The sequence below is a fragment of the Streptomyces sp. NPDC048269 genome, from assembly GCF_040652395.1.
In the GTDB taxonomy this organism is placed as follows: domain Bacteria; phylum Actinomycetota; class Actinomycetes; order Streptomycetales; family Streptomycetaceae; genus Streptomyces.
This window is the reverse complement of record NZ_JBEZLW010000004.1, coordinates 3358-24180: the sequence shown is the minus strand read 5'-3', so window position 1 is coordinate 24180 and position 20823 is coordinate 3358. Positions and strand designations below refer to the sequence as shown.

The window sequence follows — 20823 nt, the reverse complement described above, 5'->3', positions numbered from 1 at the left end:
CCGCCCCGATGCGGCTGGGCGCCGTGATCATCACCATGGGCAACCGGCCCGACGAGCTCAAGGCGCTCCTCGACTCGGTCGCCAGGCAGGACGGGGCCCCGGTCGAGGTCGTCGTCGTCGGCCAGGGCGTCGAGGTCACCGGCCTGCCCGAGGGCGTGCGCACCGTGACGCTGCCCGAGAACCTGGGCATCCCCGGCGGGCGCAACGTCGGCATCGAGGCCTTCGGCCCCGGCGGCAGCGACGTCGACATCCTGCTCTTCCTGGACGACGACGGCCTGCTGGAGCGCACCGACACCGCCGAGCTGTGCCGCCGGGCCTTCGCCGAGGACCCCCGGCTGGGGATCATCAGCTTCCGGATCGCCGATCCGGAGACCGGTGAGACCCAGCGCCGGCACGTACCGCGGCTGCGCGCCTCGGACCCGATGCGCTCCTCCCGCGTGACCACCTTCCTGGGCGGCGCCAACGCCGTCCGCACGACGGTGTTCGGGCAGGTCGGAGCGCTGCCGGGGGAGTTCTTCTACGCGCACGAGGAGACCGACCTGGCCTGGCGGGCCCTCGACGCAGGGTGGCTGATCGACTACCGGGCGGACATGGTGCTGCTGCACCCGACGACCGCCCCCTCCCGGCACGCGGTCTACCACCGTATGGTGGCCCGTAACCGGGTGTGGCTCGCCCGCCGTAACCTGCCCGCCCCGCTGGTCCCGGTCTACCTGGGCGTCTGGCTCCTGCTGACGCTCCTGCGCAGGCCCTCGGTGCCCGCGCTCAAGGCCTGGTTCGGCGGATTCAGGGAGGGATGGACCACTCCCTGCGGTCCCCGCCGCCCGATGAAATGGCGTACGGTCTGGCGGTTGACCCGGCTGGGCCGACCACCTGTCATCTGACAAGCCCGCGTCTGGGAACATGGCGCGATCACGGGCTTCGCGCCACCAGCCTGATGCCCCTCATGCCGCATCTTGAAGACGAAAGTTTCAACTTGTGAGTGACACAACCCACGACGGCGCCCTCGCCACGAGCAAGCCGCCGTCCGACGACGCGGGGCTCAGCTCCGCGGAGCTCGCCAGGAAGTACGGCCTCTCCGTCAGCGGTGCCCGGCCCGGCCTGGGCGAGTACGTGCGCCAGCTCTGGGGACGGCGCCACTTCATCATGGCCTTCTCCCGGGCCAAGCTGGTCGCGCAGTACAGCCAGGCGAAGCTCGGCCAGGTCTGGCAGGTGGCGACCCCGCTGCTGAACGCGCTGGTCTACTGGATGATCTTCGCGCTGATCCTCGAGGCGGACCGCGGCATGCCGCCGGGGGTGTACATCCCTTTCCTGGTGATCGGGATCTTCGTCTTCACCTTCACCCAGAGCTCGCTGATGGCGGGTGTCCGGGCGATCCCCGGGAACCTCGGCCTGGTCCGCGCGCTGCACTTCCCGCGCGCCTCCCTGCCGATCTCCTTCTCGATGCAGCAGCTCCAGCAGCTGCTGTACTCGATGATCGTCGTGGTCGTGATCGTCATGTGCTTCGGGAACTTCCCGCAGCTGTCCTGGCTGCTGGTCATCCCGGTGCTGGTGCTGCAGTTCGTCTTCAACACCGGCCTCGCCATGGTCTTCGCGCGGATGGGCTCCAAGACCCCCGACCTCGCGCAGCTCATGCCGTTCGTCACGCGTACGTGGATGTACGCCTCCGGCGTCATGTTCTCGATCAACACCATGCTCAAGGACAGGCCCCAGTGGATCGCCGATGCGCTCCAGTGGAACCCGGCGGCGATCTACATGGACCTGATCCGGTTCGCGCTGATCGACGACTACGGCGCGGAGAACCTGCCGCCGCACGTCTGGGCGTTCGCGGTCGGCTGGGCCGTCCTGATCGGCCTCGGGGGATTCGTGTACTTCTGGAAGGCTGAGGAGCGTTACGGCCGTGGCTGAGAACTCCAAGGGGCGCGTCCCCACCGTCATCGCCGACGACGTCCACATCGTCTACCGGGTCAACACCGGCAGTTCCGGGAAAGGCAGCGCCACCGCGGCGCTGAGCAAGATAATCCGCCGGGGCAAGGGCGACGCACCGGGCGTCCGCCGGGTCCACGCCGTGCGCGGGGTCTCCTTCACGGCGTACCGCGGCGAGGCGATCGGCCTGATCGGTTCCAACGGCTCCGGCAAGTCGACCCTGCTGCGCGCCATCGCGGGCCTGCTGCCCTGCGAGGCCGGCAAGGTCTACACCGACGGCCAGCCCTCGCTGCTGGGCGTCAACGCGGCGCTGATGAACGACCTCACCGGCGAGCGCAACATCGTGCTCGGCGGTCTGGCGATGGGCATGAGCCGCGAGCAGATCAAGGAGCGCTACCAGGGCATCGTCGACTTCTCGGGCATCAACGAGAAGGGCGACTTCATCTCCCTGCCGATGCGCACCTACTCGTCCGGTATGGCGGCGCGACTGCGCTTCTCCATCGCGGCGGCCAAGGACCACGACGTCCTGATGATCGACGAGGCGCTGGCCACCGGTGACCGCAGCTTCCAGGTGCGTTCCGAGAACCGCATCCGCGAACTGCGGGAGAAGGCCGGCACGGTCTTCCTGGTGAGCCACAACAACAAGTCCATCCGCGACACCTGCGACCGGGTGCTGTGGCTGGAAAAGGGCGAGCTCCTGATGGACGGACCCACGGAGGAAGTCGTCTCGGCATACGAGAAGGCGTCCAACGGCTGAGCGCGGGATTCCGCACTTCCCGGCCGGACTTCCGAGGCCCCCGCCGCGCTGAGCAGCGGGGGCCTCGGCATGTCCCGGAATTTCCCCTTGCAACATTCAGTGGCGCGACGAATACCCGAGCGGCTCCGGCGGCGTTGTACAGCGTAAGCTGAACCAGTCCTGAATCGCGGCAAGAGGGGACGATTCCCCACAGGTGAACGGCCTGGGGCGACCCGGGCAAAACCCAGGCGGCGTGTCCGAAATGGGATGTATTAGGTCGGCAGTGTAGAACGGGAGATGTGACGGCAATGGCTACGGGAATTCTCCGGCCCCCAGGCACTACGGCCGTCCCCGCCACGGGCGGCGGGCGGTGACCCCGGGGGACGGCATCCGCCCCCTGTCCGACACCGTCCACGCGCGCGCCACCCTCGCCAAGGCCGCGGCGGAGAACTTCCCCGTCGCCCCCGCATTCCTGCCCCGCGCCTGGCGGGACGGCCTGATGGCGGTCTACGGGTACGCCCGCCTCGTCGACGACATCGGCGACGGCGACCTGGCCCCCGGTGGACGCGACGCCGTGCTGCTGGGCCTCGACCCCGCCGCCGTCGACGACCGGCTCGCCATGCTCGACGCCTTCGAGGCCGACCTGCGGCGCGTGTTCGGCGGCCACGACGGCCCGCCGCGCCACCCGCTGATGCTGGCCCTCCAGCCCGTCGTCCGCGCCCACGGGCTCACCCCGGAGCCGTTCCTCGGGCTCATCGAGGCCAACCGGCAGGACCAGCTGGTCGCGCGCTACGAGACGTACGCGGACCTGCTCGGCTACTGCGAGCTCTCCGCCAACCCCGTGGGCCGCCTCGTGCTGTCCCTCACCGGCACCAGCACCCCCGAGCGGGTCCGCCGTTCCGACGCCGTCTGCACCGCCCTGCAGATCGCCGAACACCTCCAGGACGTCACCGAGGACCTCGGCCGGGACCGGATCTACCTCCCTGCCGAGGACATGCGCCGTTTTCACGTCGCCGAGGCGGACCTCAAGGCGCCGTCCGCCGGCGCGTCCGTACGCTCCCTGATCGCATTCGAAACTGAGCGCGCACGGGAGCTGCTGAATGAAGGCACCCCGCTCGTGGGTAGCGTGCACGGCAGACTCCGGCTGCTGCTGGCGGGCTTCGTGGGAGGAGGGCGCGCCGCCCTGAACGCGATCGCGGCCGCCGGTTTCGACGTGGCACCCGGCCCGCCCAAGCCCACCAAGAGCGGCCTGCTCCGCGAGGTGGCCGCCGTCCTGCGCACTGCGCCGAGAAAGGGGTGAGCCCGACCGTGGAGGGCCCCACACACGCGTCCGCACCGGTCCTGGCGGCCTACAGCTACTGCGAGGCCGTCACCGGATCGCAGGCGCGCAACTTCGCGTACGGCATCCGGCTGCTGCCCACCGACAAGCGCCAGGCCATGTCCGCGCTGTACGCCTTCTCCCGGCGGGTCGACGACATCGGCGACGGCACGCTGGCGCCCGCCGCCAAGCTGGCCCGGCTGGAGGAGACCCGCGCACTGCTCGGACGGATCCGGGCCGAGGAGATCGACGAGGACGACACCGACCCGGTCGCCGTCGCCCTGGCGCACGCCGCACACCGCTTCCCGATCCCGCTCGGCGGCCTCGACGAACTCATCGACGGCGTCCTGATGGACGTGCGCGGCGAGACGTACGAGACCTGGGAGGACCTCAAGGCCTACTGCCGCTGCGTGGCCGGAGCCATCGGGCGGCTCTCGCTGGGCGTGTTCGGCACGGCTCCGGGCGCGCCCGAGGCCGCCCGCGCCGCGGAGTACGCCGACACGCTCGGACTCGCCCTCCAACTCACCAACATCCTCCGGGACGTTCGTGAGGACGCCGGCAACGGGCGCACCTACCTGCCGGCCGAGGACCTCGCCAAGTTCGGCTGCTCGGAAGGATTCCACGGTGACCGGGCCCCCGCGGGCTCCGACTTCGCCGGGCTCGTCCACCACGAAGTCCGCCGCGCCCGCGCGATGTTCGCCGAGGGCTACCGGCTGCTGCCCATGCTGGACCGCCGCAGTGGTGCCTGCGTGGCCGCCATGGCCGGCATCTACCGCCGCCTCCTCGACCGCATCGAGCGCGAGCCGGAGGCGGTGTTGCGGGGACGGGTCTCCCTCCCGACCCACGAGAAGGCGTACGTCGCCGTACGCGGCCTCTCGGGCCTCGACGCGCGCACCATCTCCCGCCAGACCACCCGGAGGCGGCCCTGATGCCCCCGACCCCGCCGGCCCGCCCGGCCATGCCGCGGCTCCGCCGCCCTGCCGCACCCGGCGCCGCTGCCTCCGGGCCCCGCCCGGCGGGCGCCCGTGACGCGGGGCACCGCGCCGGCCGGGCAACCCGTCTGTCCGTGGCCGCGTCTCCCGGCGCGGGCTCCGGCCCCGCGCGGGAGCGGCAGGCCGGGCCGGCAGCCATCCGCACCACCGGGGAGGGATCATGAGCGGCAGCGACACCCGCGCCGTCGTCGTCGGCGGGGGACTCGCCGGGGTCACCGCCGCGCTCGAACTCGCCGACGCCGGGCTCAAGGTCACCCTGCTGGAGGGCCGCCCGCGGCTCGGCGGGCTCGCCTTCTCCTTCAAGCGCGGCGAACTCACCGTCGACAACGGCCAGCACGTCTACCTGCGCTGCTGCACCGCCTACCGGTGGTTCCTCGACCGCGTCGACGGCGCGGACCTCGCCCCGCTCCAGGACCGGCTCGACGTACCCGTCCTCGACGTCGCCCACCCCCGCGGCCCGCGCCTGGGGCGGCTGCGCCGCAGCGCGCTGCCCGTACCCCTGCACCTGGCCGCCTCACTGGCCCGCTATCCGCACCTGTCCCTCGCCGAGCGCGCGAGCGTCGGCCGCGCCGCCCTCGCGCTGCGCCGCCTCGACCCCGCCGACCCGGCGCTGGACGGTCTGGACTTCGCGACCTGGCTCGGCCGCTACGGGCAGTCCGCCCGAACCATCGAAGCCCTGTGGGACCTAGTCGGCATCGCCACCCTCAACGCCACCGCCGACCAGTCCTCGCTGGGCCTGGCCGCGATGGTCTTCAAGACCGGTCTGCTCTCCGAGAACGGTGCGGCCGACATCGGCTGGGCCCGCGTACCGCTGGGCGACCTGCACGACACGCTCGCCCGCAAGGCGCTCGACGCGGCCGGCGTACGGACCGAGCTGCGCACCCGGGTCACCTGCGTCTCCCGTACGCCGGAAGGCAATTGGCGGATCGACACCGAGGATGAGTCCCTCGACGCGGGCACCGTCGTCCTCGCCGTCCCGCAGCGCGAGGCCCACGGGCTGCTCCCGCCCGGGGCGCTGGCCGACCCGGACAAGCTCCTCGACATCGGCACCGCGCCGATCCTCAACGTCCACGTCGTCTACGACCGCAAGGTGCTCAAGCAGCCGTTCTTCGCGGCGCTCGGCTCCCCGGTGCAGTGGGTCTTCGACCGCACCGACGCCTCCGGACTCCCCGACGGCGGCCAGTACCTGGCGCTGTCCCAGTCCGTGGCCCAGGATGACATCGACGAGCCCGTAACGGTGCTGCGCGCCAAGTACCTGCCCGAGCTGGACCGGCTGCTGCCCGCCGCGCGCGGCGCCAAGGTACGGGACTTCTTCGTCACCCGGGAGCGGACGGCCACCTTCGCCCCCACACCCGGCGTCGGCCGGCTGCGCCCCGGGGCGCGGACCGACACGCCGGGGCTTTACCTGGCCGGTGCGTGGACTGCCACCGGTTGGCCCGCGACCATGGAGAGCGCCGTCCGGAGCGGCCTGAGTGCGGCACACGCCGCACTCGCCGCGCTCGGCCGCCCCCGCGAACACCCTCTGCAGGAGGCGGCATGACCACCACCAGCATTACCGGCACAGCACGTACAGGAACCAGAGGAGAGCCAGTGAACCCGGGGAATCCGGCTGTCGACAACACGGATGCCAGTGTGGGCACCGCCGGACGGGGCGTGGAGAAGGCGGACACGATCGCCCTCCTCGAGCGCGGCCGCACGCTGTCGACTCCCGTGCTCCGTGCCGCAGTCGACCGGCTCGCGGCGCCCATGGACACCGTCGCCGCCTACCACTTCGGCTGGATCGACGCCCAGGGCAACCCGGCGGACGGCGATGGCGGCAAGGCCGTCCGGCCCGCCCTCGCGCTGCTCTCCGCCGAGGCCGCGGGCGTCCCCGCCGAGGTCGGCATCCCCGGCGCCGTCGCCGTCGAGCTCGTGCACAACTTCTCGCTGCTGCACGACGACCTGATGGACGGCGACGAGCAGCGCCGCCACCGCGACACGGTGTGGAAGGTGCACGGCCCCGCCCAGGCGATCCTCGTCGGGGACGCGCTCTTCGCCCTCGCCAACGAGGTGCTGCTGGAGCTCGGCACCGTCGAGGCGGGCCGCGCGGCCCGCCGGCTCACCACCGCCAGCCGCAAGCTCATCGACGGCCAGGCGCAGGACATCTCCTACGAGCACCGCGAGCGCGTCAGCGTCGAGGAGTGCCTGGAGATGGAGGGCAACAAGACGGGCGCCCTGCTCGCCTGTGCGGTCTCCATCGGCGCCGTCCTCGGCGGCGCGGACGACCGTACGGCCGACAAGCTGGAGGAGTACGGCTACCACCTGGGCCTCGCCTTCCAGGCCGTGGACGACCTGCTCGGCATCTGGGGCGATCCGGAGGCCACCGGCAAGCAGACGTGGAGCGACCTGCGTCAGCGCAAGAAGTCCCTGCCGGTCGTCGCCGCACTCGCAGCGGGCGGACCTGCCTGCGAGGAGCTGGCCGAGCTGCTCGCCGCCGACGCCAAGAGCAACGACTTCGAGAACTTCTCGGAGGAGGAGTTCGCGGCCCGCGCGGCGCTCATCGAGGCGGCCGGCGGCCGTCAGTGGACGGCGGACGAGGCCCGCCGCCAGCACGCGGTGGCGATCAAGGCCCTGGACGACGTCGACATGCCGCAGCGGGTGCGCGACCAGCTCGTGGCCCTCGCTGACTTCGTCGTCGTGCGCAAGCGGTGACCGCAACCCGACAGCGGATATGACTCGCGAGTCGCCGGCCGGCGCAGCATCGCGTCGGCCGACGGCAGACCCCAGCACAGCAGAGGACACTGTTCTAAGGGGAAGCCATGACAGCGACGACCGACGGCAGCGCGCAGAGCGCTGACGCTGGCAGCAGGACCGGAGCCGGCCTCCGGCCGGGGCCGGCCGGGGACGCGGCCGACGTGGAGCTGCCCGAGCCCCGTAACGGCAGGGGGCAGGGCGCGTACGAGGCCGCCGTGCGCGCGACGCGGGAGCTGCTCGACCGCCAGGACCCCGCGGGGTGGTGGAAGGGGACCCTGCAGACCAACGTCACCATGGACGCCGAGGACCTGCTGCTGCGGCAGTTCCTCGGAATCCGGGACGAGGCCACCACCCACGCCGCCGCCCTCTTCATCCGCGGCGAGCAGCGGGACGACGGCACCTGGGCCACCTTTCACGGCGGTCCGCCCGAACTCTCCCCCACCATCGAGGCGTACGTGGCCCTGCGCCTCGCCGGAGACGCGCCCGACGCCCCGCACATGGCCCGCGCGTCGGCCTGGATCCGGGCCCACGGGGGGATCGCCGCCGCCCGCGTCTTCACCCGGATCTGGCTGGCGCTCTTCGGCTGGTGGAAATGGGACCACCTGCCCGAACTCCCGCCCGAGCTGGTGTTCCTGCCGCCCTGGGTGCCGCTGAACATCTACGACTTCGGCTGCTGGGCCCGCCAGACCATCGTTCCGCTCACCGTGGTCTCCGCGCTGCGCCCGGTCCGCCCCGCCCCCTTCGCCCTGGACGAGCTGCACACCGACGCACGAGTGCCGAATCCGGTCAAGCGACTTGCCCCGCTGACCAGTTGGGACGGTGCCTTCCAGCGGATGGACAAGGCCCTGCACGTCTACCGGCGGTTCGCCCCGCGCCGGCTGCGCAAGGCGGCGATGGCCGCCGCCGCCCGCTGGATCATCGAGCGCCAGGAGAACGACGGCTGCTGGGGAGGCATCCAGCCCCCCGCCGTGTACTCCGTCATCGCCCTGCACCTGCTCGGCTACGACCTGGGACACCCGGTGATGCGCGCCGGACTGGACTCCCTGGACCGGTTCGCGGTCTGGCGCGAGGACGGCGCCCGCATGATCGAGGCCTGCCAGTCCCCGGTCTGGGACACCTGCCTCGCCGCGATCGCACTCGCCGACGCGGGCGTGCGCCCCGACCACCCGGCGCTGGTCAGGGCCGCGGACTGGATGCTCGGCGAGGAGGTCGTCCGCAGCGGCGACTGGGCGGTACGGAGACCCGGACTCGCCCCCGGAGGCTGGGCGTTCGAGTTCCACAACGACAACTACCCCGACATCGACGACACCGCCGAGGTCGTCCTCGCATTGCGCCGCATCCAGCACCCCGACCCGGCCCGGGTCGAGGCGGCCATCGCCCGCGGGGTGTCCTGGAACCTCGGCATGCAGTCGAAGAACGGGGCCTGGGGCGCCTTCGACGCCGACAACACCAGCCCCTTCCCGAACAGGCTGCCCTTCTGCGACTTCGGCGAGGTCATCGACCCGCCCTCGGCCGACGTCACCGCGCACGTCGTGGAGATGCTCGCCTTCGAGGGCCGGGCGGGCGACGCGCGGACCCGCCGCGGCATCGCCTGGCTGCTCGCCGAACAGGAGGCCGACGGCGCCTGGTTCGGCCGCTGGGGCACCAACTACATCTACGGGACCGGGTCGGTGGTCCCCGCCCTCACCGCGGCCGGCCTCGCCCCGGCGCATCCCGCGATCCGGCGGGCCGTGCGCTGGCTGGAATCCGTACAGAACGAGGATGGCGGGTGGGGCGAGGACCAGCGTTCCTACAAGGACCGCTCCTGGGCGGGGAAGGGCGCCTCCACCGCCTCGCAGACCGCGTGGGCGCTGATGGCCCTGCTGTCGGCGGGCGAACGGGACGGCAAGGCCGTCGAGCGGGGCATCGCCTACCTGGTCGCGACCCAGCAGGAGGACGGCTCCTGGGACGAGCCGTACTTCACGGGCACCGGCTTCCCCTGGGACTTCTCCATCAACTACCACCTGTATCGGCAGGTGTTCCCGCTCACCGCGCTCGGCCGCTACCTGTACGGGGAACCTTTCGCCCCGGCCGGGCCCGCCTCCGCGGAGAGCCGGTGACCACCCCGCTGCTGGTCGCCTGCGCGCTGCGCATCGAGCAGGCGGCGCTGCGCGGCACGGGCCGCGGCGCCCCAGAGGCATACGCCCTGCTGCGTACCGGCATGGGCCCGCGCGCCGCCGAGCGGGCCGTCGGCCGGGCCCTGGAGCGGCCGGGAACGGATGGGGCCGCCGTCCTCGCGACCGGCTTCTGCGCCGGGCTCGTCCCCGGCATGCACCCCGGCGACCTGGTCGTCGCCGTGGAGACCCGGGACCCGCACGGTACCGTCCCGTGCACCGGGACCACCCTGCTCGCCGAGGCACTGGCCCGGGCCGCCCCCGGCCGGACCGTGCACACCGGCGCACTGACCGGATCCGACCACGTCGTCCGCGGCCAGGAGCGCGCGCACCTGCGCGCCACCGGCGCCATCGCCGTCGACATGGAGTCCGCGGCCACCCTGTGGACCGCCACCCGGGGCGGCGGCCGCCCGGTTGCGGCCGTCCGGGTGATCGTGGACGCTCCGGAGCACGAGCTCGTCCGTATCGGCACCGTCCGCGGTGGAATATCGGCCTTCCGTGTACTGCGTGCCGTACTGCCCGCGTTTTACGAATGGCACCGTTCTTTGCTGCTCCCCAGGAGGTGAGCCAGATGGCCATGCCGCTGCGCCAGACCATCAGGGTCGGGACCTATCTTCTCGAACAGAAGCTGCGCAAGCGTGAGAAGTTCCCGCTGATCGTCGAGCTGGAACCGCTCTACGCCTGCAACCTGGCCTGTGAAGGGTGCGGGAAGATCCAGCACCCGGCCGGGGTTCTCAAGCAGCGCATGCCGGTCGCCCAGGCGGTCGGCGCCGTACTGGAGTCCGGCGCGCCCATGGTGTCCATCGCGGGCGGCGAGCCCTTGATGCACCCGCAGATCCACGAGATCGTGCGCCAATTGGTGGCGCGGCGGAAGTACGTTTTCCTCTGCACCAACGCGCTGCTGCTGCGCAAGAAGATCGAGAAGTTCACCCCTTCTCCGTATTTCGCCTTCGCCGTGCACATCGACGGTCTGCGCGAGCGCCACGACGAATCCGTGGCCAAGGAAGGTGTCTTCGACGAGGCCGTCGCAGCCATCAAGGAGGCGAAGAGGCGCGGGTTCCGGGTGACCACCAACTCCACTTTCTTCAACACGGACACCCCGCAGACGATCATCGAGGTACTCAACTACCTCAATGACGACCTGCAGGTGGACGAGATGATGATCTCGCCTGCCTATGCCTACGAAAAGGCCCCCGACCAGGAACACTTCCTCGGTGTCGAACAGACCCGCGAGCTCTTCAGGAAAGCCTTCGCGGGCGGCAACCGCAGGCGCTGGCGGCTCAACCACTCGCCGCTCTTCCTGGACTTCCTGGAAGGAAAGGCCGATTTCCCCTGCACGGCCTGGGCCATTCCGAATTACTCCCTCTTCGGCTGGCAGCGCCCCTGCTACCTGATGAGCGACGGCTACGTGCCCACGTACCGGGAACTGATCAACGACACCGACTGGAGCAAGTACGGCCGCGGCAAGGACCCGCGCTGCGCGAACTGCATGGCGCACTGCGGCTACGAGCCCACCGCGGTCCTCGCCACCATGGGCTCCCTCAAGGAGTCCCTGCGGGCGGCCCGGGAGACGATCGGCGGGAGCCGGGAGAAGCCGGCATGAGCCCGGCCGGACGGGGCCTGGAGGAACAGGGGAAGCGGGGCCGGGGCAAGGGCTTCGACCTCGGCGCCCTGCTGGCCGAGCGCGGCGGCGAGCGGTACGAGCTGCACGCCCGGCACCTCAACCACCAACTGCCCCGGATGCTGCACACCATCGGCTTCGACAAGGTCTACGAGCGGGCCGAGGGCGCCCACTTCTGGGACGCGGAGGGCAACGACTACCTCGACATGCTGGCCGGGTTCGGCGTGATGGGCCTGGGCCGGCACCACCCGGTGGTCCGCCGCGCCCTGCACGACGTCCTGGACGCCCAGCTCGCCGACCTCACCCGCTTCGACTGCCAGCCGCTGCCCGGGCTGCTCGCGGAGAAGCTGCTCTCGTACAGCCCCCACCTGGACCGGGTCTTCTTCGGCAACAGCGGCACCGAGGCGGTGGAGACGGCCCTGAAGTTCGCCCGGTACGCCACCGGGCGGCCCAGGATCCTCTACTGCGACCACGCCTTCCACGGGCTCACGACGGGGTCGCTCTCGGTCAACGGCGAGGGCGGCTTCCGGGACGGCTTCGCGCCGCTGCTCCCCGACACGAAGATCACGCTGGGGGATCTGGCGGCCCTGGAGCGGGAGCTGAAGCGCGGGGACGTGGCCGCCTTCGTCGTCGAGCCGGTCCAGGGCAAGGGCGTGCTCGCCGCACCGCCCGGATTCCTGCTCGCCGCGCAGGAGCTGCTGCACCGGCACAAGGCGCTGCTGATCGCGGACGAGGTGCAGACCGGCCTCGGACGTACCGGGGACTTCTACGCGTACCAGCACGAGCCGGGCGTGGAGCCGGACCTGGTGTGCGTGGCCAAGGCGCTGTCGGGCGGCTACGTGCCGGTCGGTGCCACCCTGGGCAAGGACTGGATCTTCAAGAAGGTCTACTCGTCCATGGACCGGGTCCTCGTGCACTCCGCGAGCTTCGGCTCCAACGCGCAGGCGATGGCGGCCGGGCTGGCGGTGCTCTCGGTCATGGAGGACGAAGAGGTCGTGGCCAACGCCCGGGCGATGGGCGACCTGCTGCGCGGGCGGCTCGCGGCCCTGGTGGACGAGTACGAGCTGCTGCACGAGGTGCGGGGGCGCGGCCTGATGATCGGCATCGAGTTCGGCCGGCCGTCCTCGCTGGGACTGCGCAGCCGGTGGACCATGCTGCAGGCCGCCCGCAAGGGGCTCTTCGCGCAGATGGTCGTGGTGCCGCTGCTGCAGAAGCACCGCATCCTCACACAGGTGTCCGGGGACCACCTGGAAGTGATCAAGCTCATCCCGCCGCTGATCGTGGACGAGCGGGACGTCGACCGGTTCGTCGGCGCTTTCCGGGACGTCATGGACGAGGCGCACGGCGGGTCGGGGCTGATGTGGGACTTCGGCAGGATCCTGGTGAAGCAGGCCGTCGGCAACCGGTGACGGCAGGCCGTCGGCATCCGTGACGGCCTGCCTCGCCGTCGTCAGTCGAGCAGCCGGTCCCGCAGCCGGCCGAGGGTCTCGGGCGTGAGCCCGAGACCCTCCGCCAGGTAGCGGTCCACGCCGCCCCAGTGCTCGTCGATGGTTTCGAAGGCCGCCTCCAGGTACTCGGCGCGGGCGTCGAAGAGCGGGGCGAGCAGCTCCATCACCTCGGGGGAGCGGGCCTCGGCCGACGCGCCGCTGCGGCGTACCCGGTAGCGGCGGTGCGGGGCGTTCGACTCCAGGTAGTCCGCCACGATCGCCTCCCGCTCGACGCGCAGCGCGAGCAGGGTGACGGCGATCGACAGGCCCGCCCGGTCCTTGCCCGCCGCGCAGTGCAGGAGGGCGGGGACGCTGTCCTCGGCGAGGGCGTGCACCACCCGGCCGTGCTCGGCGGTGCGGTGCTTGATGATCCCGCGGTACGAGTTCGCCATCCGGGCCGCGGCCTTCCCGTCGCCCAGGATCGAGCGGAGCTGGTCGAGGTCGCCGTCGCGGACCATCTTCCAGAACTCCCGGCCGTCGGCCGGATCCGAGAGCGGGATGTTGACGTTCTGCACGCCGGGCAGCTCGACGTCCGGCCCCTCCAGGGCGTGGTCGGCGTTGTTGCGGAAGTCGAAAACGGTGTGGAGACCGAGCGAGGCGAGGAACTCTGCATCGGTTTCCGTGGCATGTGCGAGATGTCCGCTTCGGAATAGTTGTCCCGTCTTGACCCTTCGTCCATCAGAAGTCGGCAATCCACCCACATCGCGGAAATTGCGCACACCGGACAACTCCGGCTCCTGTATCTGCTGGGTCAAGGGAACTCCTCCGCTTCGTCGTGGGGCGCCTGTCCATCTGTCCGAATTACGCCACTTGGCGCCAACTTGCCATAAACAGCGGCGAGATCGGACACGTCCCCGTGAGCCAGATCATACGGTGACCGTGCGTGCCTGATCACAAAAGACGAATGGCCCGGCCGGGGCGGTTGTTGGCGGTGGGGAATGGACGCAGGGTGACCGGAATTCCGTCGGTCCTTCATCCCTGTGATTCCGTCAGGGAATTCACGGCTTGTTGCGTACCGCCTTATGGGATTACCTTCGCGATCGATCCGGGTGGACCGCCGAATCCTGCCACTGCCCGGAAACCGCACCCGACTATTCACGCGCGCGGCAGGAGCGGGGGAACCAGGTAAGCCGCTGCCCCGGATCTTTGTTCCGGGACGGCTCGGGGTGAAGTCGTACATGTTCCGCACATGGACGGCCGGACATCTCCAGTCCGAACCCGACAGCTCACCTCGCAGGCGACGGAGAGGAATTCGCCATGTCTGCAAAGGGCAAGCACCGCCGTCCCAAGTCCCGTTCCATGGCTCGCGGCCTCGCCGTCGCAGGCACCGGTGGTGCGGCGCTCGCGCTGCCCCTGATGGGCGCCGCCGGTGCCCACGCGGCCGGTGCTCCGGCCGCCCTGCCGGTCGCGGGCCCCGCCGTGGCCCCGCAGCTTCCCCTCTCGCTCCAGGCCGCGCCCGCCGCCGTGGAGGCCGCGCCGACCGTCTACACGGTCGTGCCGGGCGACTACCTCTCCAAGATCGCCGCCGAGCGCCACCTCTCCGGCGGATGGGAACGGCTGTACGCCGACAACCGCGAGGCCGTCGGCACCAACCCCTCCCTCATCCACCCCGGCCTGAAGCTGACCCTCGGCGCGAAGGGCGAGGCGGCTCCGGCCGCCGCCCCGGTCGACTCCGCCCCCGCCCCCGCCCCGGCCCGCAAGGCCGCTCCGAAGCCGGCTCCGAAGTCCGCCCCGAAGCCCGCTGAGAAGACTGCCGAGAAGGCCGCGGCGGCGCAGCAGGACTCCGCCGCCGAGGCGCCGGCCGCGCAGCAGTCGGCCTCCGGCTTCGTCGCCCCGGTGAGCGGCGGGATCTCCACCCAGTACAAGGTGGCGGGCAGCATGTGGTCCTCCGGCTACCACACCGGCGTCGACTTCATCGCGAGCTCCGGCACCACCGTCAAGGCCGTCGGCGCGGGCACCGTGGTCTCGGCCGGCTGGGCCGGCGCGTACGGCAACGAGGTCATCATCCAGCACGCGGACGGCACCTACTCGCAGTACGGGCACCTCTCCCAGCTGTCCGTCTCGGCGGGCCAGAGCGTCACCGGCGGCCAGCGCATCGGTCTCTCCGGCTCCACCGGCAACTCGACCGGCCCGCACCTCCACTTCGAGATCCGCACGGGCCCGTCCTACGGCTCGGACATAGACCCGCTCGCCTACCTCCGCTCGAAGGGCGTGAGCATCTGACGGCACCCGCCGTCGGAACGCCGGCACACGTGAGGCCGGGGCCCGAGGGGGGTCCCGGCCTCACGTGTACGTATTCCTTATCCCCCGCGTGGTAAAGATCACGGTCCGTCAACCCCTGCTTACGTTGGCGTAGGTCGTGTACGGGAGTGAAGGATGTCGTCCTGTGGCAGCGACGACGACACTCAAGACCATCGGCTCGTACGCGGCGATCGGGGACAGCTTCACCGAGGGCGTGGGGGACCCGGGACCCGGGGATTCTTTTCTCGGCTGGGCGGACCGGCTCGCCGTGCTCCTGGCCGACCAGCGTGACGAGCACGACTTCCGCTACGCGAACCTGGCCGTGCGCGGCCGGCTCCTCGACCAGATCGTGGCCGAACAGGTCCCGCGGGCCAAGGAGCTCGCGCCGGACCTCGTGACCTTCTGCGCGGGCGGCAACGACATCATCCGGCCCGGCAGCGACCCCGATGACGTGGCGGAACGGTTCGAGGCCGCCGTCGCCGACCTCACCGGGGCCATCGGCCACGTCATGATCACCACCGGCTTCGACACCCGGGGCATGCCGGTCCTCAAGCACCTCCGCGGCAAGGTGGCGACGTACAGCGCGCACGTCCGCGCCATCGCCGACCGCTACGACTGCCCGGTGCTCGACCTCTGGTCGCTCAAGTCCGTACAGGACCGGCGGGCCTGGGACGCCGACCGGCTGCACCTCTCGCCCGAGGGGCACACACGGGTCGCGCTGCGCGCCGCCCAGGTGCTGGGGCTGGAGGTGCCCACCGACCCCGACCAGCCGTGGCCGCTGCAGCGGCCGCGCGGGTCGGTGGACGTGACCCGGGACAACATCCAGTGGGCGCGCGAGCACCTGGTGCCGTGGATCGGCCGGCGGCTGCGCGGGGAGTCCTCCGGGGACCACGTGGAGGCGAAGCGACCCGACCTGCTTCCGCTCTAGGCGGCAGAGGCATAGGGGGGCGGGGAGGCTGAGGCACAGGGGGCTGAGGCAGAGGGGGCGGGGAGGCAGAGGTGGAGGCGGGGGCGCCACCGACGACGGGGGCCACAAGCGGAATCCTTCGGGGTACATGTGCGTTGGGATGGTCGTAGACCGACGACCGTCCTGACCCCACCCTCCCAGGAGGCGCTTTGACCGGCTCCCGTCCCCTGCGTCCCCGGCTGCGCGCCCTGCGGCCCGAAGCCTTCGGCGCGGACCCGTCCGGTGCCCGGCTGGAGCGGATCCACCGCTCGCCGAACTTCGCCGACGGCGTCTTCCAGAATCCGGTCGGGGCCCGGACCAGACCCTCGGGGTCGATGGCGGAGTTCGCCAAGATCTACTTCCACAAGGAGCAGCGGCTCAGGCGCAATCCCGGCGCGCCGATCCCCGTGTACCCGACGACCCTCGCGGAGCTGGCCAAGCCGCCCGTGAGCGGCCTGCGGCTCACCTGGATGGGGCACTCCAGCGTGCTCGCCGAGATCGACGGACGGCGCGTGCTGTTCGATCCGGTGTGGGGTGAGCGGTGCTCCCCTTTCCCCTTCGCCGGCCCCAAGCGTCTGCACCCCGTGCCGGTGCCGCTGGCCTCGCTGGGCACGGCCGACGTGGTGGTCATCTCGCACGACCACTACGACCACCTCGACCTGCCGACGATCAAGGCGCTGGCCGGTACGGACACCGTCTTCGCCGTCCCGCTGGGCGTCGGCGCGCACCTGGAGCGCTGGGGCGTTCCGGCCCACAGGCTCCGCGAGCTGGACTGGAACGAGAGCACCAAGGTCGCCGGGCTGTCGCTGACGGCGACCCCTGCCCGGCACTTCTGCGGACGCGGGCTGCGCAACCAGCAGAACACCCTGTGGGCTTCCTGGGTCGTCGCCGGTGACGAGCACCGCATCTACCACAGCGGTGACACCGGATACTTCCCCGGCTTCGAGGAGATCGGCGCCGAGCACGGGCCGTTCGACGCCACCATGATCCAGATCGGGGCGTACTCGGAGTACTGGCCCGACATCCACATGACGCCCGAGGAAGGCATGCGCGCCCACCTCGACCTCCAGGGCGGCACCCCGCACGGCACGATGCTGCCGATCCACTGGGGCACCTTCAACCTGGCCCTCCACCCGTGGGACGAGCCGGGCGAGGGCACCCTGGCCGCGGCCGGGGCCACGGGATCGGCGATCGCCCTGCCGATCCCGGGCCAGCCCTTCGAGCCCGGCTCCGCCGAGGCGCCGGCGCAGCCCTGGTGGCGGCCGTTCGTGACGGGCGGCCACGTCGCACCGGAGGTTTCCGTCGCCGCGGTTGCCACGGCCCGGGCGACGGGCGTGATCCGCGAGGAGCCCGAGTCGGTCGGCTCCTGACGGACCGCCGCCTGCCGCGGGGTGGGCCCGGACCGGGGGCCGGGCCCACCCCGGGGTATCGGTCCCGGCCCGGGGTGTCGGTACCGGCCCGGGGTGTCGGTCCCGGCCCGGGGTGTCGGTCCCGGCCCGGGGTGTCGGGGGCGCCCCGGGGTATCGGGCCTGCCTGCGCGGGCGGCGTACGCGGCCCTGCGCGGGAGTACGACCGAGGCGGGGCTCTGGCCAGAGGCGGGGGCCATCTTTGGCGTGAGGCGAGGGCGGCCACGGGGGTTGAGGTGGGGCGGCCACGAGGCTGAGGCCGGGGGCGGCGCCCCGGCCCTCGGGGCGTGCGGCCATCGCCGGTCCTCGCCGGCCATCGCCGGTCCTCGCCGGGGGCGACCCGGCGGATTCGGGCGGCTGTACGAGCGCTCCACCGGGAGCGGGAAGCACCCCCGCGAACTTCCCCAACTGGCCGTCCGGGGCGGGACGGTGCGGTCTAGCGTGGGTATCCGGTGATCAACACCGGGCCCCGGGACCGCTGGGGGCCGGGCCCCACGTACCGAGGACGCCGATGTCCGGACCCCGCGCCGCCCGCCACGCCCCGTCGAAACACGCCGTCACCGGTCCCGGCAGGCAGTTACGACCTCAGCTGGTGCGCGCCGCCCTGCTGCCCACGCTCGCCGCCGGGCTCAGCGGTGCCGCCGCGGTCATCTTCACCCTCCAGCTCGGCGGCGGAGCCGGCGAGCGGGACGCCCGCCTCTGGCCGGTCCTCACCGGCTGCGCCCTCCTCGTCCTGGGAGCCCTCGCCGCCGCCCTGCTCGGGGCCCAGCGCGGGGCCAAGGCCGTCCGGGACCGGTGCGAGGCGCTGCGCCGCTCCAGCGTGCGCGGCCGCCAGGAGCTGCGGACGGCCGCCGACCGGCTGGAGCGGGGCGAGACCCCGCCCGGCCCCATGCGCGGCGGCCCGACCGGACCACCGCTCGGCGCCGACCCGGCCGGGGTGGACGAGTTCTGGCTCCTCTCCCAGGAGCTGCGCGGCGCCCGCGAACAGGCCCATACGACCCTCGTACGGCTGGCCGGCCCGGCCACGCCGTCCGACAGCGAACGCAAGGTCGAGGTCTTCGTCAACCTCGCGCGCCGGCTTCAGTCCCTCGTCCACCGCGAGATCTCGCTGCTGGACGAGCTGGAGGACACGGTCGAGGACCCGGACCTGCTCAAGGAGCTCTTCCACGTCGATCACCTCGCCACCCGTATCCGCCGCCACGCCGAGAACCTCGCCGTGCTCGGCGGCGCCGCGTCCCGCCGCCAGTGGACCCGGCCCATCGACCTGAGCGAGGTGCTCCGCTCCTCGGTCGCGGAGGTCGAGCAGTACACCCGGGTCAAGGTCGTGCCCCCGGCGGGCGGCAGCGTACGCGGCCACGCCGTCGCCGACGTGGTGCACCTGCTGGCCGAACTGGTCGAGAACGCCACGGTGTTCTCCGCACCCGACACCGATGTGGTGCTGCGCGCCGAACGGGTCACCGCCGGGATCGCGGTCGAGGTGGAGGACCGCGGGCTGGGCATGCCGGCAGAGGAACAGCACCGGATGAACGCCCTGCTCGCAGACCCCGACCAGATCAGTGTCCGGAACCTCCTCGCCGACGGGCGGATCGGCCTGTTCGTCGTCTCCGCACTGGCCCGCCGGCACGGGATCGCCGTCGAGCTCAAGTCCAACATCTACGGCGGTGTGCTCGCCGTGCTGGTGCTGCCGCAGGAGCTGCTGGGCGCGGAGGCGCCGAGCGCCGCCGACGCGGCGGGCGGCTCCCGGGCCACCTCGTGGGGCACCGGGGCGTCGGCGGCGATGCCGCCGCTGGAGCCGGTACGGGTGACACCGCCGGAGCCGCTGCCGGGGTGGGGGGCGAAGGCGGCCCAGTCCTGGGACGCGACCGGGCCGCGCCCCGGCCCGGCCGCCCCGCCGCCGAGCGTGAACCGGCCCGCGCCCGCGCCCGCGGCTGAGCCGGAGCCCGGGACCGGGGCCGGGCGGCGACTGGGGCCCGCCCCAGCACCGCAGCCCGGGACCCGGACCCGGCCCGGCACCGCGCCCGCGTCGGCGTCGGCGGTCGCGCCCGCGTCGGCGTCGGCGGTCGCGCCCGCGTCGGCGGCAAGGTCCGGGCCCGGACTCGTAGCCGGGGCTCGGCCGGGGACCGCCTCCGAGCCGGACCCTTCGGCCGGGCCGCGACCGGAAACCGCCCCCGAGCGTCGGCGTGGGGCCGCTTCCGTGCCGGAGTCTGCGGCGGGGCGGCGGTCGGCGGCTGCCCCCGCTTCGGATCCCGGTTCCAGGGGCCGGTCCGGGACCGCGCCCGTGGCCGGGCCCGCGCGCGGGTCCACGGCTCCGGGCACTTCCGTGCGCGGGCCCGCGCCGGCAGCGGGTGCGCGGCCCGGGAGCGTGTCCGGGCCGGAGCGTGCGGCGGGGCTGCGGTCGGGGACTGCCCCCGAGCGTGGGCCTGGGACCGACTCCGCGCCGGAGCGTGCGGCCGGGCTGCGGTCGGGGAGTGCCCCCGAGCGTGCACCCGGGACCGACTACGCGCCGGAGCACGGCACCCGGATCCGGCCGGGCGGCGCGCCCGAGCGGGAGTCCGGGCTCGCGCCCCGGACCGGGGCCGACCCGGAGCTCGCGCCCGGGCCCGCACACACGTCCACGCCGGGCGCCACGGCCGTGAACGGGCCTGCGGCTTGGCCGGAAACCGGGATCGAGATGCGGTCGGAGACCGCTCCCGGGCGTGGGCCCGGGTCCGTGTCCGACTTGGCTCCCGAGCCGGAGCCCGGGCGCGCAGCCGGGGCTCGGCGCGGAACCAAGGCCCCACCGCTGCCCGTGCGGCGGGCCAGGGCCCGAGCCATGGAATCCGAGGCCGGGCATCGGCCCGGGACCGCGCCCCTGTCGCTTCCCGCACCCCGAGCCGGGGACGGAGGGATGGCTCCGACCGCCTCGGTGCGCAGGCCAGGGCTCACAGCCGCGGCTGAGCCGGGGGCCGAGCCCGGCCCCGTGGATGGGGCTGGGGTCGGGGGCGAGGCTCAGCCTTCGGCGTCCGGGTTTGCCGGCGCTGCCGGGCCGTGGGGCGAGCCCGGGGCTGGGCTGGTCGCCGTCTCCGGGAACGCTGACGGCGAGGTTGTGTCGGCTGGGCGGGCGACCGCAGGCGTGGCTGAGCCGGGGGCCGAGCCTGGGCCCGTGGGCGGTGCTGGGGCTGGGGTCGGGGGTGAGGCTCAGCCTTCGGCGTCCGGGTTTGCCGGCGCTGCCGGGCCGTGGGGCGAGCCCGGGGCTGGGCTGGTCGCCGTCTCCGGGAACGCTGACGG

Annotated in this window: 16 protein-coding genes and 1 riboswitch; of the genes, 15 read left to right on the top strand and 1 reads right to left on the bottom strand. The window is 72.6% G+C overall.

Annotated elements, in window-relative coordinates:
• The first annotated feature begins 8 nt into the window (after positions 1-8).
• The 11 genes from AB0D48_RS05765 to AB0D48_RS05715 all read left to right on the top strand — a co-directional run bounded on the left by AB0D48_RS05765 (position 9) and on the right by AB0D48_RS05715 (position 12885).
• Positions 9-881: a glycosyltransferase gene (locus AB0D48_RS05765; RefSeq protein ID WP_362391699.1), complete on the top strand. Its 873-nt coding sequence runs from the start codon at positions 9-11 to the stop codon at positions 879-881.
• A gap of 94 nt (positions 882-975) precedes the next feature.
• Entirely contained in the window at positions 976-1905 is a 930-nt protein-coding gene (locus tag AB0D48_RS05760; RefSeq protein WP_362391168.1) for an ABC transporter permease, read from the top strand.
• On the top strand, positions 1898-2680 hold the full coding sequence (locus AB0D48_RS05755; protein WP_030712860.1) for an ABC transporter ATP-binding protein: 783 nt from the start codon (positions 1898-1900) through the stop codon (positions 2678-2680). The genes AB0D48_RS05760 and AB0D48_RS05755 overlap by 8 nt, the downstream gene beginning before the upstream one ends.
• A 349-nt stretch (positions 2681-3029) precedes the next feature.
• On the top strand, positions 3030-3959 hold the full coding sequence (gene hpnC, locus AB0D48_RS05750) for a squalene synthase HpnC (protein WP_362391166.1): 930 nt from the start codon (positions 3030-3032) through the stop codon (positions 3957-3959).
• An 8-nt stretch (positions 3960-3967) separates the two neighbouring features.
• On the top strand, positions 3968-4906 hold the full coding sequence (gene hpnD, locus AB0D48_RS05745) for a presqualene diphosphate synthase HpnD (protein WP_362391164.1): 939 nt from the start codon (positions 3968-3970) through the stop codon (positions 4904-4906).
• Between the two features lie 223 nt (positions 4907-5129).
• Positions 5130-6509 carry a hydroxysqualene dehydroxylase HpnE gene (hpnE, locus tag AB0D48_RS05740; RefSeq protein WP_362391161.1) on the top strand — a complete coding sequence of 460 codons (1380 nt, stop codon included), beginning with the start codon at positions 5130-5132 and terminating at the stop codon, positions 6507-6509.
• Positions 6506-7660 (top strand): polyprenyl synthetase family protein, encoded by a 1155-nt coding sequence (locus tag AB0D48_RS05735; protein WP_362391159.1) that lies wholly within the window; start codon positions 6506-6508, stop codon positions 7658-7660. Before hpnE ends, AB0D48_RS05735 begins: the two co-directional genes overlap by 4 nt.
• A gap of 107 nt (positions 7661-7767) precedes the next feature.
• Positions 7768-9801 (top strand): squalene--hopene cyclase, encoded by a 2034-nt coding sequence (shc, locus tag AB0D48_RS05730; protein ID WP_362391157.1) that lies wholly within the window; start codon positions 7768-7770, stop codon positions 9799-9801.
• Positions 9798-10421, top strand: coding sequence for a 1-hydroxy-2-methyl-2-butenyl 4-diphosphate reductase (locus AB0D48_RS05725; RefSeq protein WP_362391155.1), 624 nt, complete (start codon positions 9798-9800; stop codon positions 10419-10421). Before shc ends, AB0D48_RS05725 begins: the two co-directional genes overlap by 4 nt.
• Positions 10422-10426: 5 nt before the next feature.
• The gene (gene hpnH, locus AB0D48_RS05720; RefSeq protein ID WP_362391153.1) at positions 10427-11458 is read left to right on the top strand and encodes an adenosyl-hopene transferase HpnH; all 1032 of its coding nucleotides are present in this window, start codon (positions 10427-10429) and stop codon (positions 11456-11458) included.
• On the top strand, positions 11455-12885 hold the full coding sequence (locus AB0D48_RS05715) for an aspartate aminotransferase family protein (RefSeq protein WP_362391151.1): 1431 nt from the start codon (positions 11455-11457) through the stop codon (positions 12883-12885). The genes hpnH and AB0D48_RS05715 overlap by 4 nt, the downstream gene beginning before the upstream one ends.
• A 41-nt stretch (positions 12886-12926) precedes the next feature.
• Here AB0D48_RS05715 and AB0D48_RS05710 read toward each other — a convergent pair whose 3' ends face one another.
• The gene (locus AB0D48_RS05710; RefSeq protein WP_362391149.1) at positions 12927-13718 is read right to left on the bottom strand and encodes a tyrosine-protein phosphatase; all 792 of its coding nucleotides are present in this window, start codon (positions 13716-13718) and stop codon (positions 12927-12929) included.
• 290 nt (positions 13719-14008) lie between these two features.
• A riboswitch (cyclic di-AMP (ydaO/yuaA leader) is annotated at positions 14009-14216 on the top strand.
• Positions 14217-14220: 4 nt separating this feature from the next.
• On the opposite strand from AB0D48_RS05710, the gene AB0D48_RS05705 reads away from it, so the two are divergent.
• The 4 genes from AB0D48_RS05705 to AB0D48_RS05690 form a co-directional block, all read left to right on the top strand.
• Positions 14221-15186: a LysM peptidoglycan-binding domain-containing M23 family metallopeptidase gene (locus AB0D48_RS05705; RefSeq protein WP_362391147.1), complete on the top strand. Its 966-nt coding sequence runs from the start codon at positions 14221-14223 to the stop codon at positions 15184-15186.
• A gap of 163 nt (positions 15187-15349) precedes the next feature.
• Positions 15350-16132, top strand: coding sequence for an SGNH/GDSL hydrolase family protein (locus tag AB0D48_RS05700; RefSeq protein WP_362391145.1), 783 nt, complete (start codon positions 15350-15352; stop codon positions 16130-16132).
• Positions 16133-16320: 188 nt separating this feature from the next.
• The gene (locus tag AB0D48_RS05695; RefSeq protein WP_362391143.1) at positions 16321-17520 is read left to right on the top strand and encodes an MBL fold metallo-hydrolase; all 1200 of its coding nucleotides are present in this window, start codon (positions 16321-16323) and stop codon (positions 17518-17520) included.
• 547 nt (positions 17521-18067) lie between these two features.
• The coding region (locus tag AB0D48_RS05690) for an ATP-binding protein (protein WP_362391141.1) at positions 18068-20823 on the top strand (2756 nt) is incomplete at its 3' end.